Here is an 18,250-nt window from a genome sequence, read left to right on the forward strand (position 1 = left end):
GCCAATCTGCAACTGTGATCTCAGATCACAGTAGATCGGTCTCTACTGCAAGTCCTGATCCACCGGCGGAGGAGGAAAGTCAGCCGGAAAGGTCAGGGGACCGGTCGGGTGTGGTTCTCGGGCACATGTTCCAGGGAGGAATACCATGAAAACGACCATGACGAACCGCAGGGGATTCCTGCGGGCGGGGGCGGCTGGCCTTGCGCTGGGTGTCGCGGCCCCGGCCTACCTGCGCGCGCAGGGCGCGCCGCTGAAGATCGGCCACCTGACGCCGACCACCGGCTTCCTCGGGCCGCTTGGCGAATATGCCCAGATGGGCATCAAGCTGGCGGTCGACCACATCAACGCCAATGGCGGCGCCGGAGGCCGTCAGGTCGAGCTGATCATGGAGGACAGCGTCAACCCGCAGACCGCCTCGACCAAGGCCGAGCGCATGTTCGAGCGCGATCAGGTCGACATGATCATCGGCGAGATTTCCTCGGCCTCGTGCCTGACCATCAGCCAGGTCGCGGCGCGCTACGGCAAGGTCTTCGTCAACACCGGCGGCAACTCTGACAGCCTGCGCGGGCAGGACTGCAACCGCTACATGTTCCACGTCGAGACGCAGAACTCGATGTATGTCAACGCCGAGGGCCAGTACTTCAAGACGCAGGACATGGTCGAGGGCAAGAACTGGTACATGATGACGGCGGATTATGCCTTCGGGCATGACCTGCTGGCGGCGGCCAAGGCCTTCCTCGATACCAACGGCGGCCAGATCGCGGGCGAAGACCTTGTGCCCACCGATGCCACCGACTTCTCGTCCTACATGCTGAAGATCCGCCAGGCCCAGCCGGACGTGGTGGCGCTGAACCTCGCAGGCACACAGATCACCAACTTCTTCAAGCAATACGGCGAGTTCGGGCTGGACTTCACCCTTGGCGGCTTCGGCTTCGACACCGTGTCGGCCTGGGCTGCGGGCGCGCAGAACTTCCGCGGGACGTGGCCGAACGTCTGGAACCACCTGGTGCAGAACGACGCCAGCCAGGCCTTCGTGCAGGCCTTCACCGAGGCCTACGGCAAGCCGCCGGAGAACCAGGCCTGGGGCGACTACAACGCCGGTCTCATCATGGCCAGGGCCGTGGCAGAGGCGGGCGACGCGGGCGGCGATGCCCTTGTCGACTACCTCGAAAGCGAAGAGGCCCAGTTCGACCTGATGAAGAACCGCAAGGGCTATTTCCGCCCCTCGGATCACCAGCTGATCCAGGAGATCTACGCGATCACCGCCCTTCCGGCGGACGAGGTGCAGAACGAATACGACATCTTCACCACATCCGACCCGCTGCCGGGATCCGACGAGCCGCTTGAGACGCTGGCGCAAAGCGTCACCGGCGGGACCTGTTCCCTCTGAACCATCCGGGCGGGGCGTTCGCGCGCCCTGCCCGCCTATCCAAGAAACGAAATGGGGGGAGACGCACCGCCATGCTGGGGCTATTCATCGCGCAGGTTCTGAACGGGTTGCTGGACGGCACCTATTACCTGCTCATCGCGCTGGGACTGTCGCTGATCTTCTCGCTGGGCGGGATCATCAACCTTGCGCACGGGGCCTTCTTCGCCATCGGCGCCTATCTGGCGATCGTCATCACGCCCTACGTGGGCTTCTTCGGCGCGCTGGTGCTGGTGCCGCTGATCGTGGCGGGGCTGGGGATGCTGACCGAGCGGACGCTGTTTACCCGCTTCTACCGCATCGACCCGCTCTATTCGCTGCTGCTGACCTTCGGCCTTGCCATGGTGATCGAGCAGGGGCTGCGCTGGATCTTCGGCGCCTCTCCGCAGAACTACAACATGCCCGACATCCTGCGCGGTCAGGTCTTCATGGGCGACTTCATCTATTCGCGCTATCGCCTCTTCCTCATCGCCGTGGCGGTGACGGCGGTCGCCGCGCTCTGGGTGCTGCTGAACAAGACCTCTTTCGGGCGGATCGTGCGCGCGGGCGTGCAGAACCCCGAGATCGTGGGTTCCCCGGGCATCTCGCTGCGCCCCTACCTTTCGGCCATCGCGGGCATCGCCATCGGCCTTGCGGGGCTGGCGGGCGTGCTTCTGTCGCCCATTCACACCGTACACCCGGCCATGGGGGCCGAGATCATCGTGCTGGCCTTTGTCGTGGTGGTGATCGGCGGGCTGGGGTCCTTCTGGGGCGTCATCCTTGCCGCCGTGCTGGTCGGCCTGACCAAGGGCCTCTTCGTGGCGGTGGGCTGGTCGACATGGTCGACCGCCGCCATCTTCCTGCTGATGTTCGTGGTCCTGCTGGTGCGCCCGCGCGGGCTGCTGGGCGAACGCATCCTCCGGTTCGAGTGACGTCATGATCCGCATCCATCCGCTTCTGATCGCCGCAGCGGCGCTTGTCGCGCTGCCCTTCGTCATCATCGCCGCGGGCCTGACCTATACCTCGGCCACCGAGGTCGTGGTCTACGGCACGGCCTGCATGGGCCTGAACATCCTTGCGGGCCGCACAGGGCTGGTCAGCTTCGGCCACGGCGCGTGGTTCGGGCTGGGCGCCTACCTCGCGGGGCTGACCTCGCTGGCCATGGGCGGCGCCTTCTTTGTCCCACTGCTGGTGGCCGTGATCGCCACCGCCGTGATCGCCACCGGCTTCGGCGCGCTGATCCTGCGCCGCCGGGGGGTCTATTTCTCGCTGATGACGCTGGCGCTTTCGGCGCTCGGCTTTTCCATCGCCTTCCGCTGGACCGAGGTCACCGGCGGCGAGAACGGCCTTGGCGGGATCGAGCGCCCGGCCTTCGCGGGCCTCGATTTCAGCATGTCGCAGCCCTACTACTGGCTGGTGGCCCTGATCGCCTTCGCTGTCATGGTCCTGCTCTGGCGCTTCAACAACTCGCCCCTTGGCACCGTCCTTCTGGCCATCCGCGAGAACGAGCAGCGCGCGCGCTTCCTTGGCTACAAGGTCGACCGTTACAAGCTTGCGGCCTTCGTCCTGTCCGCCACGATCACGGCGCTGGCGGGGGTGCTGCTGCTTTACAAGAACCGCATGACCTCGGCAGAGCCGATGTCGGTGATCTTCTCGGGCGAGCTGCTGGCCATGGTCGTCATCGGCGGGATGCGCAGCTACCTTGGCCCGGCGCTCGGCGCGCTGTTCTACATCCTCTTCCGCGAGTATCTGTCGATCTACACCGACAACTGGCTGTTGTGGTTCGGCCTTGTCTTCATGGGCTTCGTGCTGTTCGCGCGCGAGGGGCTGATCGGCATTCCCGGCCAGATCCGCCGCTATCTGAACCCACCGGCAGAGACCGGCGCCGCCATGGCGGGCCGCAAGGCCGGGGTGCATCCCCTGCCCGACTTCCTGAAACCCGCGCAGCACAGCGACGGCCCCCTGCTCGAGGCCAAGGGCATCTCCAAGGCCTTCGGCGGGCTGAAAGCGGTGAACGCGGTGGACATTTCGGTCCGCGACCGGTCCCTGCACGCTCTGATCGGCCCGAACGGCGCAGGCAAAACGACTGCCTTCAACCTGATGTCCGGTCTCTACAAACCCGATGCGGGCAGCGTGACCCTGATGGGCCAGCCGCTGTCGGGCCGCACGCCAGAGGAGATCTCGGCGGCGGGCATCGGGCGCAGCTTCCAGATCACCAACCTGTTCCCCTCGTTGACCGTACAGGAGAACATCCGGCTCGCGGTGCAGGCGGGCGATGCGCAGCGCATGAACCCGCTGATCCGCGCCCGCACCCTTTCGGAGGTCAACGCCCATACCGCGCAGATCATGGAATACGCGGGCCTCTCGGGGATGGAGGACGCCGAGGCTGCCTCGCTCTCTTACGGCGGTCAGCGGCTCTTGGACCTCGGCCTTGCGCTGGGGAACCACCCGCGCATCCTGCTGGCGGACGAGCCGCTTGCGGGCCTTTCGGTGGCAGAGCGCGAGCGCATCGGCCACCTGCTCAAGGCGCTCTCGGCGGATATCCCGGTGCTGCTGGTGGAACACGACATCGACCGCGTCTTTGAACTGGCCGACCACGTCACCGTGATGAACGAGGGCGAGGTGCTGCTGGACGGCACCGTGGCCGACGCGCGCGGCGACAAGCGCGTGCAAGAGGTCTACATCGGCTCGGGCACCTCTGCGGTGGCGGGAAAGGAGCGCACCAGCGCCGTACAGGACAAGGTGCTGCTGTCGCTGGACAAGGTCAACGTCAGCTATGGCAAGAGCCACATCATCCACGACGTCAGCTTCGACCTGCGGCAGGGCGAGATCCTCGCGCTTCTGGGCCGCAACGGCGCAGGCAAATCGACGTTGCTCAAGGCGCTGATCGGCATCGCCCCGGTCAGCAGCGGCGCGATCACGCTGGACGGCACGCCCATTCACGGCCTCAGCTCGGCGGCCATGGCCCGGGCGGGCATCTCTTACGTGCCGCAGGGGCGCGGCCTTTTCGCGGGCATGTCGGTGCGCGACAACCTCGAACTGGGCCGCATCCGCCGCCAGACAGGCGCGGGCATCCACTGGGACGAAGAGCGCATCCTGTCCTACTTCCCCCGCCTGAAGGAACGCATCGACACGCCCGCCGACTACCTTTCGGGCGGCGAGCAGCAGATGGCCGCCGTGGCCCGCGCGCTGTCCGGCGACACCCGCGTGCTGCTGCTGGACGAACCCTTCGAGGGGCTGTCCCCCGCCATCGTCGAGCAGCTGTTCGAGACCTTCGACCGCTTGCGCGAAGAGGTGTCCATCATCATCGTGGACCACAACCTCGACCTCGCGCTGACGCTGTCGGACCGCACCGTCGCGCTGGAACGCGGCAGCATCATCCATGACGGGCCATCCGCCGCGCTGGCCCATGACATCGACCTGCGCCGCCAGGTCCTGTGGCTGTAACGAAAGGGCCCTGACATGACCGAGACAGTCGCCATCATCGGCGCGGGCCTGATCGAGCCGCGCATGGAGCGCGCTTTTCGCCCGCGCCGGGCATTCCGTGCAGGTCTGGGACGCCGATGCCGCCGTTCTGGACCGCTTCGCCGCGGACATGGCCGTGCTCTGCGACACCCTGCTGGCCGAGGGCCTCTTGCAGGACCGCGACGGGACGCTGGCCCGCATCCGCACCTGTCCCACGCTGGAAGAGGCGGTCGCGGGCGTCAGCTTCGTGCAGGAGAACGGGCCCGAGAAGATCGAGGTCAAGACCGACCTCTTCGCCCGGCTCGATGCGGCCACCCCGCCCGGGGCCATCATCGCCTCCTCGACCTCCGCCATCGTCGCCTCGCGCTTCACCGAGGGGCTTGAACACCGGCACCGCTGCCTTGTCGGGCACCCGGTCAACCCGCCGCATCTTGTCCCGGTGGTCGAGCTTTGCCCCGCGCCATGGACCGCGACAGAGACCATGGACCGCGCCGAAGCGCTCTACCGCGATATCGGGCAGGTGCCGGTGCGCATGACCCGCGAGCGCGACGGCTTTGTCCTGAACCGCCTGCAGGGCGCCCTTCTGGGCGAGGCGCTGCGGCTTCTGGGCGAGGGCGTCGTCAGCGTCGAGGGGCTGGACGCCACCATCAAGGACGGGCTGGGCCTGCGGTGGGCGCTGATGGGGCCGATCGAGACCATCGACCTGAACGCCCCCGGCGGCATCATCGACTACGCCACCCGCTACGGCGGCTTCTACGCGCGTCTGGCAGAGGAACCGGCGGGACCGGAGGTCTTTTCCGTCGAGAACGCCGAGAAGATCGCCGCGACTTGGACGCAGGACCGCAGCCCCGAGACCATCCGCGCCCGGCAGGACAGGCGCGACGCGCGGCTGGCCGCCCTGCGTCGCCACCTTGCATCCGAACAATCCTGAAGGAGCCCCAGACCATGGCGAAACCCCGCAAGGTCATCATCACCTGCGCCGTGACCGGCGCGATCCACACGCCCTCGATGTCGGAATACCTGCCCGTCACGGCTTCGGAAATCGCCGAAGCCGCCATCGGCGCGGCAGAGGCGGGCGCGGCCATCGTGCACCTGCACGCCCGCAACCCCGAGGACGGCAGCCCCGACCAGTCGCCCGAGGCCTTCGCGCCCTTCCTCGGCGTGATCAAGCAGGCCTCGGACTGCGTGGTGAACATCACCACCGGCGGCGCGCCCACCATGAGCATCGAGGAACGCGTCCGCCCGGCGGAAACGCACCGCCCCGAGGTCGCCTCGCTCAACATGGGGTCGATGAACTTCGGCCTCTTCCCGATGCTCAAGCGCTTTCCGAACCCCAAACACCAGTGGGAACGCGACTACCTCGGCAACAAGAACATCATCTTCAACAACAGCTTCGGCCAAATCGAGTACATCCTGACGACGCTCGGGCCGCTCGGCACCCGGTTCGAGTTCGAATGCTACGACACGGCGCATCTCTATAACCTCAAGCACTTCCTCGACGCCGGACTGGTCAAGGCGCCGCTCTTCATCCAGACGGTCTTTGGCCTGATGGGCGGCATTGGCGCGCATCCCGACGACGTCATGCACATGAAGCGCACGGCGGACCGGCTGTTCGGCGACCAGTACCAGTGGTCGGTTCTGGGCGCGGGCAAGAACCAGCTGCCCATCGCGGCGATGGCGGCGGCCATGGGCGGCAATATCCGCGTCGGGCTGGAGGATTCGCTCTGGGCCGGACCGGGGCAACTGGCGCGCAGCAACGCCGAGCAGGTGACGAAGGCCCGCCAGATCATCGAGGGGCTGGGGCTGGAACTAGCAACCCCGGACGAGGCGCGCGAGATCCTGCACCTGAAGGGGGCGGATCAGGTCGGCTTCTGACCGGCCCTGACGGACGGGGGCGCGGCGCACTCGATCCGGTTCACCGGAGGCCGGGGCGCTGCTTTCGCCCGTCGACCTTACCCCCGGATACGGGCTGTTGATCGCCGGGTTGCGCGGCACCGTCGGCGTCGCGTCCGGGCAGGCACGGCAAGCGACGGTCGCGGTGCCGGATCCATCCGGTGACCGTCCTCTGTCGCCGGACCCCGAAGCGCCCGGGCATCGCCAACGCGCTTCTACGGTCCGGCCCCCCGCGCCGGAAGACGAACCTGCGGGCACGGGCATCGCGAACGAAGGCGGCACAGGCGCCCGCCTTCCAGTTCGCATCAGGGGGCAGGTCGCCGACCCAAGGCATGTCCGGCAGCGGAGCCTCCGGCGCATCCCCCGGGCGGGCAAGGCGCGGTCTGGCCTGGGGGCTGACAGGGGAAACACCCCGCTGGACGGCAAGCGCCGTATTGGCCGCCATTGGCAATTCCACTCGACTTTTGCCCGGAATTCTGCAATTCAGAAGGCGATGGTGACCGGCCTGAAAGGGCCGGTTTAAAAGGGAATGCGGTGAGGGCCTTGACCCAACTCCGCAACTGCCCCCGCAACTGTGAGCGGCGAGCGACCCCGAAGAACACCACTGAACCGAAGCGGTTCGGGAAGGTTCGGGAAAGCGGCGACCCGCAAGTCAGGAGACCTGCCATCTCCGGTGCGTGCTGTTGCGCACCGCAGTCACCTTAACCCGGGCGGGGCGCTCTGGGACTGGAGAGACGACATATGGACCTGACGGCCCTGTGGACATCGCCGCCTCCGTTCATGCCCCCTCCCCTGCGCGGAGGGCGCAATGACACTGGAACGCACGATCCTTCAACTCGACACCGGAGCGATGCCAGCCGACGAGGCGCGGCAAATGGGGCAGCTTGGCTATATGCAATGGATCGCGGGCTTGCCGGGCAATGCGGATTATCTGCAGGCCGCGCGGGACGCCTTTGACAAGGCCGCTCCGTTCATGGCCCACTCGCCGACCGTGGCGGAATTCTGCAGGCTTCTGACACGCTCGCTGGAAGCGCCGCTGACGCCATTGCCCCTTGCGATGCCAAAGCGGCAGAGGCGCGGCGGCGCGCAGGCCCGACGGTCCTACCGCCTGCCGCATTGAACCCTCACGCAGGGGCCGCCGCCGCAGGAAAGCCCTAGCCCTGAAGGCCTCCTCTGCCTGAGCGAACAGGGGGCGCCTTGCGGAAGCATTTGCCAAGGACGACCGACCGGCCCTCGCTTGTCAAGCGCGCGCCGTGACCCGCGACCCGTGAACCGGCGGCACCCCGCTTGGCGCCCCGGGCGGTCGGTTCACGCCGGTGGACCATGTCCGGGCCGCTGAAGGCCCATCCCGGCACGGGCGGACAAGCAGGCCGCGCCGCACGGTCCCGGCCCCGCGCAACAGCCGCGCATCTGCTCGCCGCCGACCTTGACATCGAGGTCCCGGCCAACCTCGGCGGGCCCGGCCCTGTCGGCCACCAGAGCAGCAATCCCGGCGCCCGGGCCAATCCGGGGACCAGCCACTTTGCACCCCGGCGGGCCGAAAGGTCAAAGACCGATATCCCGCGCCCCGACCAGAGCCCGCACGACCCGGGGGATCCGCGCCGACATCCGCAACACCCGCCGTGCTTGGGAAAGGCCGCGAAACCGGCCCGACGGTCGCTCTGCACCCATGCCTCAATGCCCCGACACGGGACTATCGAAATAATCGATAGCGGTAAAAAAACGTTTCGTTTCCCTCACTAGACGGCCCGTGACACTTAACCGTCAAGGCAAACGGAGTGCAGTTCCCATGACCCACGCAAAGACCAAGACACGTCTGGCAGCTGATATCGGCGGCACCTTCACCGATGTGGTGCTGGAAACGCCCAAGGGCATGTTCACGGCCAAGGTGCCGACCGATCTGGAGCAGCCCGAACGTGGCATCATGGCGGGTGTGACCATCGTCCGCGAGCAGTCGGGGCTGGCCCCCAGCGATATCGATATCTTCGTCCATGGCACCACCCGGCCACAAATGCGCTGATCGAGCGCAAGGGCGCCGAGGACCGCGCTGATCACGACCGAGGGCTTCCGCGACAGCCTCGAAATCGCATATGAATCCCGCTACGATCAGTTCGATCTGCAGCTGGAAAAGCCGGCGCCGCTGATGCCGCGCGATCTGCGCTTCACGGTGACCGAGCGGATGGATGTGCGCGGCAATGTCCTGCTGCCGCTCGACCGCGCCCGCGTCACCGAACTGGCCGCCGAACTGAACCGCCTGGGCATCGAGGCGGTCGCCGTGGGCCTGCTGCATTCCTATGCCAATCCGGCCCACGAGCAGGCCGTGCGCGCTCTGCTGATCGACGCCGGCTGCACGGCAGAGATCACGCTGTCGTCGGACGTCTGCCCCGAGGTGCGCGAATACGAGCGCTTCATGACCACGGTCTGCAATTCCTACGTGCAGCCGATCATGGCCCGCTACCTGCGGGCGCTGGAAAAGACGCTGGCCGACAACGGCTTTGTCTGCCCGCTGTTCCTGATGACCTCGGGCGGGGGCATGACCACGCTGGAGGCTGCCATCCGCTATCCGATCCGCCTTGTCGAATCCGGCCCCAGCGGCGGCGCGGTGCTTGCCAGCCGCATTGCCGCCAGCCTGGAAGAAGACCGGGTTGTGTCCTTCGACATGGGAGGCACCACCGCGAAGATCTGCCTGATCGACGACTACCTTCCCCAGACCGCACGCAACTTCGAGATCGCGCGCGCGGCCCGGTTCCAGAAGGGCAGCGGCATGCCGGTGCGGATCCCGGTGGTCGAGATGATCGAGATTGGGGCCGGTGGCGGGTCCATCGCCGATGTTGACACCATGCGCCGTCTGGCGATCGGGCCGGAGAGCGCCGGCTCGGTGCCCGGGGCTGCCTGCTATGGCAAGGGCGGCGTCAAGCCGACCGTGACGGATGCCAATGTGGTGCTGGGCCGGATCGACCCTGAAACCTTCGCCGAAGGGCGGATGCATCTGGATGTCGACGCCGCCGGGACCGCCATCAAGGGCGATGTCGGCGACCCGCTGGATGTCAGCACCTCCGAAGCGGCGCTCGGCATAACCGAGATGGTCGAAGAGAACATGGCGAATGCCGCGCGCATCCATTCGGTCGAACATGGTGCGGACCTGTCGCGCTACACCATGATCGCCTTTGGCGGCGGCGGCCCCCTGCATGCGGTCCGCATGGCCGAAAAGCTGGGCGTGGGGCGCGTCATCGTGCCGGCCAACTGCAGCGTCGGCTCTGCCGTCGGCTTCCTGCGCGCCCCCATCGCCTACGAGGTGGTGCGCAGCCGCTACATGACGCTGGACCAGTTCGACCTGAACGGCGCGAACGCGGTTCTGGACGAGATTTCCTCCGAGGCCCGCGGCATCGTCCGCAGCGGCGAGCCCGAAGCCGACCTGGTCGAGACCCGCACCGCCTATATGCGCTACGTCGGTCAGGGCCACGAAATCCAGGTGCCGGTGCCGGCGGGCACGCTGACCGAAAAGGACGTTGCGCAGATCAGGGCCGATTACGAGGCCGGCTATACGCGACTGTTCAGCCGTACCATCCCGGAACGCGACATCGAGATCCTGTCCTGGTCCATCGTCGTCTCGACCGCGCAGGAGCCGGCTCGAACCGCGACAGGCCGACGGGACCGCCTTCGACGCCGCCGCGATCGGCGACCGCTCGGTCTTCCTTCCTGCGGACCACGACTACCGGGACGTGCCGATCTACTGGCGCCCCGACCTGGCTGCCGGCGCAAGCTTCCAGGGCCCGGCCCTGGTCGCCGAACCGCAGACCACGACCTTCGTCACCGCCGCCTTCACAGGCCGGATCGACAGCAAATCCAACCTCGTGCTTGAAAAGGTTTGAACATGGCCCGCGAACTGAACGAAATCGAACGCCAGATCCTGTGGAACCGGCTGATCGCCATCGTCGAAGAGCAGGCACAGACGCTCATGCGGACCGCCTTCAACCCCATCGTGCGGGAATCGGGCGACCTTTCCGCCGGGATATTCGACATCCGGGGCCGGATGATCGCGCAGGCGGTTACCGGCACCCCCGGCCATGTAAACACGATGGCGGAATCGGTCAGTTTCTTCCTCGAGGAATTCCCGCTGGAAGACATGCACCCCGACGACATCTATCTGACCAACGACCCTTGGAAGGCAGCCGGCCACCTCAACGACTTCATGCTGGTGCGTCCCTGCTTCCACGAGGGCAAACTGATCGGGTTCACCTCCTGCACCAGCCACCTTGCCGATCTCGGCGGCCCGGGCTTCGGCCCTGACGGCACCGACGTGCTGGACGAAGGCCTGTTCGTGCCGATCTTCAAGCTGGTCGATGCCGGGCGGCTGGACACCAATTTCATCCGCATCCTGAAAGCCAACAGCCGGGTGCCGATCGAGGTCGAAGGCGACCTTTACGCGCTGATGGCCTGCGTTGAATGCGGCAGCCGTCGCCTGTCGGAATGCATGGGCGATGTCGGCATCACCACGCTGGAAGATATCTCGGACTACATCGTCGACACCTCGCGCCAGCGCACCAACGACCTGATCCGCGCCCTGCCGGAGGGTGTCTATCACAACACCATGCGCGTCGACGGCTACGACAAGCCGCTGGATCTCGAAGCCACGATGACCATCCGCAGCGGCGAGATCACCGTCGATTTCACCGGCACGTCGGGTCTTTCGAGCAAGGGCATCAACTGCCCGCTGAACTATGCCAGCGCCTATTCCTGCTTCGCGCTGAAATGCGCCATCGCGCCGGACATCCCCAACAACGCCGGCTCGCTGGAGCCGCTGAAGATCACCGCGCCGGAAAACACCATCGTCAATGCGCAGTACCCGGTGCCGGTCGCCATGCGCCACGTCGTCGGCCAGTTGCTGCCCGATGTGGTGTTCGGCTGTCTGCACAAGGCCCGCCCGGGTCTGGCCCCCGCCGAAGGCGCCTGCTGCCTGTGGGACCTGCCGCTACGCGGCGGCTACGCGGTCAGTGCAACGCCCGGCAAGACCCGCTTTGCGACCGAACTGGTCCACAACGGCGGCACCGGCGCGCGTCCGACCAAGGACGGCCTGTCGGCCACGGCCTTCCCAAGCGGCGTGATGGGGTCGCTGGTCGAGATCACCGAAAGCGTGTCGCCGCTGATCATCTGGAAACGCGAATACCGCCAGGACTCGAGCGGGCCAGGGCGCTATCGCGGCGGCCTGGGCCAGGTGCTGGAACTGTCCAGCAGCGAGGAGGCGCCGATTTCCCTGTTCGCCGCGCTTGACCGCATCAACCATCCGGCGCGCGGCCGGGAGGGCGGAATGAACGGCGCGCCCGGCGTGCTGACCCTGTCGGACGGAACACGGCTCAACCCGAAGGGCGAACAGGTCATTCCGGGCGATCAGCGCCTGGTCATGCTGACCCCCGGCGGCGCCGGGTATGGCAACCCCGTCGACCGCGACCCTGAACACGTGGTGCGCGACGTGCTGACCGGACTGGTCAGCCAGGAAAGCGCCGAAGCCGATTACGGCCTGCGTGTCGCGGCCGATGGCAGCTATGCGCTCTGCGGTCCTCGCGCGGAAGACGGGGTGATGGCATGACGCGGCTTCCCCACCCCGACACCCTGGCCGCGACCGCCCTGGGCTGGATCGACCGCGAGACAGATGCGATGGCCGCGCCCCTGCGGCCCTCGACATCCTTCCTGCGCGACCCCGCGCACCTGGATCGCGCCGGTCGCATGTTCACGCGCGACGACAACCCCAGCTATCAGCAGACCGAAGCCGTGATCAACGCGCTGGAAGGCGGCGCGGGCTGCTTGCTGTTTTCCTCCGGCATGGCGGCGATCACCGCGGTGTTCCAGCGGCTCGCCCCGGGCGATCACGTCATTCTGCCGGTCCGGGTCTATTCTGGCCTGCGCGACTGGCTGAACCTGCACGGCAGGCGCTGGGGTCTAGAGGTCAGCTATCTGCAGGACTACACCCCCGCCGCGATCGAGGCGGCGATCATCCCCGGCAAGACCCGGATCGTCTGGATGGAAACACCCAGCAATCCGACCTGGGTGGTCACCGACATCGCCGCGATTTCGAAGGTCGCTCACGAGGCCGGTGCCCTCGTCGGCATCGACAATACCGTCTCGACCCCGATCCTGACCCAGCCAATCCGCCATGGCGCCGATATCGTCGTCCATTCCGGCAGCAAGTACCTGAACGGCCATGGCGACCTGATCGCCGGTGCCGCGGTTGTGGCGCCGGGGCGCGAGGATCTGCTGTCGGACCTGCAGGTGCAGCGCAACCACTATGGCGCCATCCTGGGCAGCTTCGAGGCCTGGCTCTTGCTGCGCGGCATGCGGACGTTGGCCCTGCGCGTGCGGGCCCAGTCTGCCGCGGCAATGAAGCTGGCCGCGTTCCTCGAAGGCCATGCCGCGGTGGCCGAGGTGCTCTATCCCGGCCTGCCCTCGCATCCCGGGCACGACATCGCCCGGCGGCAGATGGCTGGCGGGTTCGGGGGCATGTTGTCGTTCCGCGTCGCCGGTGGCGAGGCGGCGGCCAAGGCCGTGGCTTCCCGGGTCGGTGTCATCCGGCAAGCGATCTCTTTCGGCAGCACCGAAACCGTGATCGAACACCGCGCCGGCATGGAAGGCCCCGACAGCCCCACACCGCGCGATCTGTTGCGCATTTCGGTCGGGCTGGAAAACATCGACGAGCTGATCGGCGATCTTGGCCAGGCGCTCGAAGCGGCGACCATCCAGAAGGAGACTGGCGCATGACCCGGCAACCCGCCGCCATCGACTTTGCCCCGCGCTCTCTCCGTGTCGGCCTGATCGTTCCGTCCTCGAACACCAATTTCGAACCGGACTGCGCCATGCTGGCGCCCGAGGGCCTGACCCTGCACGCCGTGCGCAGCGGAGGCTACGACGTGAACGCGATCCCGGATTCGGCGCTCATGCGTCGGTTCGCACGCGAAGCGCTGGACCAATGCGTCACGCTATTGACCGACGCGCGCGTGGATATGGTCATCTACGGGTGCACCTCGGCCACCCTGTCGGAAGGACCGGCTTTCGACCGCAAGTTCTGTGAGGAGTTGCAGGAAAAGTCGGGAGTCCCGGCGATCACAGCCGCCGGGGCGCTTGTCGAGGCCATTCGCAGCGTCGGGGCGCGGCGGGTGGCCTTCACCTCGCCCTACGTGGCGGCGCTCAGCGCAGAATCCGTGGCCTTCATCCGCGAAAGCGGGATCGAGGTGGTCCGCAAAGTGGCCTTCGAAGAGGAACTCACCAGCCTGGGCCAGAATGCGCTGACCCCCCAGGACGCCTATGACATGGCGCTGCGTGCCGATCACCCCGATGCCGAGGCCATCGTGATTTCCTGCACCGATTATCGGGCGCTGGAAGCCGCGCCGGCGATCGAGGCGGCACTGAACAAGCCGGTCGTCACCAGCAACCAGGCGCAGATGTTTGCCTGCCTGACCCGCCTGGGCCTGCCGACCACGGACATCACCCGAGGAGGGCGTCTCTTCACGCGCCGGGGACTGGTGACATGAGCCGCGCGGAACGGATTCTGAGCGAACTGGGCCTGACCCTGCCGCCGCCCCCCAGCCGGCGGCGGATTACCTGCCCTGGACGGTGACCGGGGATCTGGTGCACATCGCGGGCCAGACGCCCCGGATCGAGCACGGGCCCTGCAATTCACCGGCCAGATCGGCGGCACCCTGACCTTGGATCAGGGTCGGCAGGCAGCGCAGATCTGTGCGCTGCGGCTGCTCAGCGCGCTACAGGCAGCGGTCGGCGATCTGGATGGCGTCCTGCGCATCGCCAAGCTGACGGTCTACGTCAACGGCGCACCCGGTTTCACCGATCATTCCGCCGTCGCGGACGGGGCATCGCAGCTGCTGTCCCGAGCGCTCGGCGACTGTGGTCGGCACGCACGCTCGGCCGTCGGAGTGGCCGGTCTTCCGGGCAATGCCCCCGTCGAAATTGACATGGTGGCTCAGATCGTGACGTGAACCGGGCGACCCGGCCGCTGGCGGCTGGAAGGACATAAACACAAGGGAGGGGACAAGTTGACAGGAACGACCACCAACACAGGCCGGAAAGGTCATGCGCCGATCGGGCGCCGCGATTTGTTGAGATCCGGACTGGCATTCGCCGGTGCCGGATCTTTGCTGCATAGCATGACCGCGACCCCCGGTCTTGCCCAGACCTCCGGTCCTGCGCAGAGGCCGGTCAAGGGGGGCAGGCTCATGCTGGGCATAACCGGCAGCGTCACCGACCGCCTGGACCCTGCCACCTGGACGGGCCACGCCATGCCGACCTTCGGCAAGTCATGGGGCGAGACGCTGGTCGAACCGCATCCGGTCGACAAATCCCCCGTGCCGGTTCTGGCTGTATCGTGGGAAACGGATGAAACCGCGAAGATCTGGACCTTCACCCTGCGCCAGGGCGTGACCTTCCACAACGGCCAGCCGATGACCTCCGACGACGTGGTCAAGACCCTGCGCCGGCATTCCGACGAGAAAAGCCAGTCGGCTGCCCTGGGCGCTCTGGGCGATATCGCAAGCGTCGACGCCGACGGCCCGGGCAAGGTGGTCGTCACGCTCAAGTCCGGCAACCTCGACCTGCCGTTGCTGCTGTCGGACTACCACCTGATCATCCAGCCCGGCGGCGGCATCGACGATCCCGATGCCGGGATCGGAACCGGGCCCTACCGCGTCGTCTCGGTCGAGGCCGGCATCAAGTACGACTGCGAGAAGGTTGACGGCCACTGGCGCGAGGACGTGGGCCATGTCGACCGGATCGAGATGCTGATCATCAACGATGACACGGCGCGCTTGTCGGCCCTGCGATCCGGTCGCGTGCACATGATCAACCAGGTCGACCCCAAGACCGCCAAGCTGCTCGAACGCGTCGGCAAGGTGTCGGTCGAGAACACCCAGGGCGGCGGCCATTACACCTTTTCGATGCGGACCGATATTGCTCCCTTCGACAACCCGGACCTGCGGCTGGCGATGAAATACGCCATCGACCGCGGCGCGCTGGTCGACAGGATCCTGCAGGGCTACGGCACGGTCGGAAACGACTATCCGGTCAATGCGACCTATCCGATGGCGCCCGAAGGGATCGCACAGCGCCAGTACGATCCGGACCTTGCCCGCAGCCATTTCGAGAAATCCGGGCACCAGGGTCCGGTGACCCTGCATGTTTCGGATTCGGCCTTCGCCGGCGCCGTCGATGCTGCGGTGCTGTACAAGGCCTCGGCCGCGCGCGCGGGCATAGACCTAGAGGTCAAGCGCGTGCCCTCGGATGGCTATTGGAGCGATGTCTGGGCCAAGGTGCCCTTCTTCGCGTCCTACTGGACCTCGCGCCCCTTGCAGGACCACATCTATTCCACCGCCTACATGAGCGGCCTGCCCTGGAACGAGACCCACTGGGCGCGCCCCGCGTTCGACCGGTTGGTGCTGGCTGCCCGTGTCGAGCTGGACGCGCAGAAGCGGCTTCGGCTGTTCGAGGAAATGGCGCTGATGGTCCGCGACGATGGCGGCGAGATCATCCCGATGTTCAACGACTTCATCGACGCCGTTTCCACCGGGGTCGGAGGCTTCACCAAGGACACCTCGGGGCCGCTGTCGAACTATTTCGCACCGATCCGCTGCTGGTTGAGGGCATGACGATGAGCACCGTTTCCATGGGCCGGAACCACGGCAACCCGATGATCCGCCTGATCCTGCAACGCGTGGCGATCAGCCTTGGCCTGCTGGTGGCCATGTCGCTGCTGATCTTCATCGGCGTCGAGATGCTGCCCGGCGATGTGGCGCAGAGTATTCTGGGGCAATCCGCGACGCCCGAGGCGCTGGCCAACATGCGCGCGGAGCTCGGTCTCGACCGGCCCGCGCCCCAGCGATACCTTGAGTGGCTGGGGGGCATCCTGCAAGGCGATCTGGGCACGTCGCTGTCCGGCGGACAGGATATCGCCGGCATGATTTCGGGCCGGTTTGCGAACACGATGCTGCTGGCCGGGCTGGCGGCGCTTGTCTCGATTCCGACCGCCATCGGCCTTGGTCTTCTGGCGGTTCTTTATCGCGACAGCTGGATCGACCGGACGATCTCGCTCAGCACCCTGACCACGATTTCCCTGCCGGAGTACTTCATCGGCTATATTCTGATCATGGTCTTCTCGGTCTGGCTGGGTCTCCTTCCGTCCGACGCCATCGTCTACCGGGGCATGGGGCTTGGCGAGCGGCTGATCTCGCTGGTCCTGCCCTGCGTCACGCTGGCGCTGGTGGTGATCGCGCACATGATGCGGATGACCCGCGCCGCGCTCATCAGCGTGATCTCCAGCCCCTATGTCGAGACCGCAGAGCTCAAGGGGCTCAGGCGCAGCCGTATCCTGACGCGCCACGTCCTGCCCAACGCCATCTCGCCGATCATCACCGTGGTGATCCTGAACCTGGCCTATCTGGTCGTCGGCGTCGTCGTGGTCGAGGTCGTCTTCGTCTATCCCGGCATGGGACAGCTGCTGGTCGATCACGTGGCCAAGCGCGACGTGCCGGTCGTGCAGGCGGTCGGGCTGATCTTCGCCGCGACCTACATCCTTCTGAACCTGGTCGCCGATATCCTGGCGGTCGCCGCAAACCCGCGCCTGCGTCACCCCCGGTGACCGGGTCCGGCCAAATCTGAAAGGAGTTCTCATGAACAGTTTGAGAAAATCCGGTCGCGGCGCCCGGATCGGTGCGGCCATCCTGACGCTGATGCTGCTGGGCGCCGTCTTCGCTCCATGGATCGCGCCCTATGGCGAGAACGAGATCGTCGGCGAGACATGGGCGCCGATCTCGTCCGAGTTCTGGCTTGGCACCGATCAGCTGGGACGCGACTTCCTGTCCCGCATGCTCTACGGCGCACGGGCAACCTTCTTCGTGGCGGGCCTGGCGACGCTGCTGTCGTTCTCTTTCGGATCGCTGCTCGGTTTTGCCGCCGCGACCCTGAAGGGGTGGACGGATCAGGCGCTCAGCCGCTTCAACGACCTGATGATGTCGATCCCGACGCTGATCTTTGCGCTGGTGGTCCTGTCCACGCTCGATGTGACGGTCATGAACCTCATCCTCGTGATGGCTTTGCTGGACAGCACGCGGGTGTTCCGCCTGTCGCGCGCCGTTGCCGTCGATATCGCCGTGAACGACTATGTCGAGGCCGCCCGGCTGCGCGGCGAGGGCACGCCCTGGATTATCTTCGCCGAGGTGCTTCCGAATGCGCTGTCGCCGCTGATGGCGGAGCTGGGTCTGCGCTTTGCCTTCGCAGTCCTGTTCCTCAGCAGCCTCAGCTTTCTCGGCCTGGGGATCCAGCCGCCGCATGCGGACTGGGGCAGCATGGTGCGCGAAAACAGCCTTGGCATCGGTTTCGGCATTCCCGCCGCCCTGCTGCCCGCCGGCGCCATCGCGCTGCTGACGATCAGCGTCAACCTTGTTGTGGACAGCTTGCTGAACCGAACATCCAGCCTCAAGGGGGGCGTGA

Annotated in this window: 13 protein-coding genes, 2 pseudogenes and 1 riboswitch; all 15 genes and pseudogenes read left to right on the top strand. The window is 66.6% G+C overall.

What is annotated here, in order from left to right; translation table 11 throughout:
- Positions 1-145: 145 nt before the first annotated feature.
- Positions 146-1,390 (top strand): ABC transporter substrate-binding protein, encoded by a 1,245-nt coding sequence (locus ABFB10_RS22430; protein WP_347168431.1) that lies wholly within the window; start codon positions 146-148, stop codon positions 1,388-1,390.
- A 71-nt stretch (positions 1,391-1,461) separates the two neighbouring features.
- Complete coding sequence (locus ABFB10_RS22435; RefSeq protein ID WP_347168432.1) at positions 1,462-2,337, top strand: branched-chain amino acid ABC transporter permease; 876 nt, start codon at positions 1,462-1,464, stop codon at positions 2,335-2,337.
- 4 nt (positions 2,338-2,341) lie between these two features.
- Entirely contained in the window at positions 2,342-4,852 is a 2,511-nt protein-coding gene (locus ABFB10_RS22440; RefSeq protein ID WP_347168433.1) for a branched-chain amino acid ABC transporter ATP-binding protein/permease, read from the top strand.
- Positions 4,853-4,949: 97 nt separating this feature from the next.
- Positions 4,950-5,801, top strand: a complete 852-nt coding sequence (locus ABFB10_RS22445) for a 3-hydroxyacyl-CoA dehydrogenase NAD-binding domain-containing protein (RefSeq protein ID WP_347168434.1) — start codon at positions 4,950-4,952, stop codon at positions 5,799-5,801.
- A gap of 14 nt (positions 5,802-5,815) precedes the next feature.
- Positions 5,816-6,745, top strand: a complete 930-nt coding sequence (gene kce, locus ABFB10_RS22450; protein WP_347168435.1) for a 3,5-dioxohexanoate:acetyl-CoA acetone transferase — start codon at positions 5,816-5,818, stop codon at positions 6,743-6,745.
- Positions 6,746-7,240: 495 nt separating this feature from the next.
- Positions 7,241-7,446: riboswitch (cobalamin riboswitch) on the top strand.
- A 125-nt stretch (positions 7,447-7,571) separates the two neighbouring features.
- Positions 7,572-7,883, top strand: a complete 312-nt coding sequence (locus tag ABFB10_RS22455) for a hypothetical protein (protein WP_347168436.1) — start codon at positions 7,572-7,574, stop codon at positions 7,881-7,883.
- A 753-nt stretch (positions 7,884-8,636) separates the two neighbouring features.
- Positions 8,637-9,995, top strand: a pseudogene (locus ABFB10_RS22460) (hydantoinase/oxoprolinase family protein); the annotation flags it as partial.
- Positions 9,996-10,272: 277 nt separating this feature from the next.
- Positions 10,273-10,635: a hypothetical protein gene (locus tag ABFB10_RS22465; protein ID WP_347168619.1), complete on the top strand. Its 363-nt coding sequence runs from the start codon at positions 10,273-10,275 to the stop codon at positions 10,633-10,635.
- Between the two features lie 2 nt (positions 10,636-10,637).
- Positions 10,638-12,350: a hydantoinase B/oxoprolinase family protein gene (locus ABFB10_RS22470; RefSeq protein ID WP_347168437.1), complete on the top strand. Its 1,713-nt coding sequence runs from the start codon at positions 10,638-10,640 to the stop codon at positions 12,348-12,350.
- Positions 12,347-13,516 (top strand): trans-sulfuration enzyme family protein, encoded by a 1,170-nt coding sequence (locus ABFB10_RS22475; protein WP_347168438.1) that lies wholly within the window; start codon positions 12,347-12,349, stop codon positions 13,514-13,516. The genes ABFB10_RS22470 and ABFB10_RS22475 overlap by 4 nt, the downstream gene beginning before the upstream one ends.
- The gene (locus ABFB10_RS22480) at positions 13,513-14,286 is read left to right on the top strand and encodes a maleate cis-trans isomerase family protein (protein ID WP_347168439.1); all 774 of its coding nucleotides are present in this window, start codon (positions 13,513-13,515) and stop codon (positions 14,284-14,286) included. The genes ABFB10_RS22475 and ABFB10_RS22480 overlap by 4 nt, the downstream gene beginning before the upstream one ends.
- A 174-nt stretch (positions 14,287-14,460) precedes the next feature.
- Positions 14,461-14,748 carry a RidA family protein gene (locus tag ABFB10_RS22485; protein ID WP_347168440.1) on the top strand — a complete coding sequence of 96 codons (288 nt, stop codon included), beginning with the start codon at positions 14,461-14,463 and terminating at the stop codon, positions 14,746-14,748.
- 237 nt (positions 14,749-14,985) lie between these two features.
- Entirely contained in the window at positions 14,986-16,410 is a 1,425-nt protein-coding gene (locus ABFB10_RS22490; RefSeq protein WP_347168441.1) for an ABC transporter substrate-binding protein, read from the top strand.
- Between the two features lie 2 nt (positions 16,411-16,412).
- Positions 16,413-17,399, top strand: coding sequence for an ABC transporter permease (locus ABFB10_RS22495; RefSeq protein ID WP_347168442.1), 987 nt, complete (start codon positions 16,413-16,415; stop codon positions 17,397-17,399).
- Positions 17,400-17,430: 31 nt separating this feature from the next.
- Positions 17,431-18,246, top strand: a pseudogene (locus ABFB10_RS22500) (ABC transporter permease); the annotation flags it as partial.
- Positions 18,247-18,250 lie beyond the last annotated feature (4 nt).

It is taken from the genome of Ponticoccus litoralis, from assembly GCF_039769985.1.
Classification (GTDB): domain Bacteria; phylum Pseudomonadota; class Alphaproteobacteria; order Rhodobacterales; family Rhodobacteraceae; genus Ponticoccus; species Ponticoccus litoralis.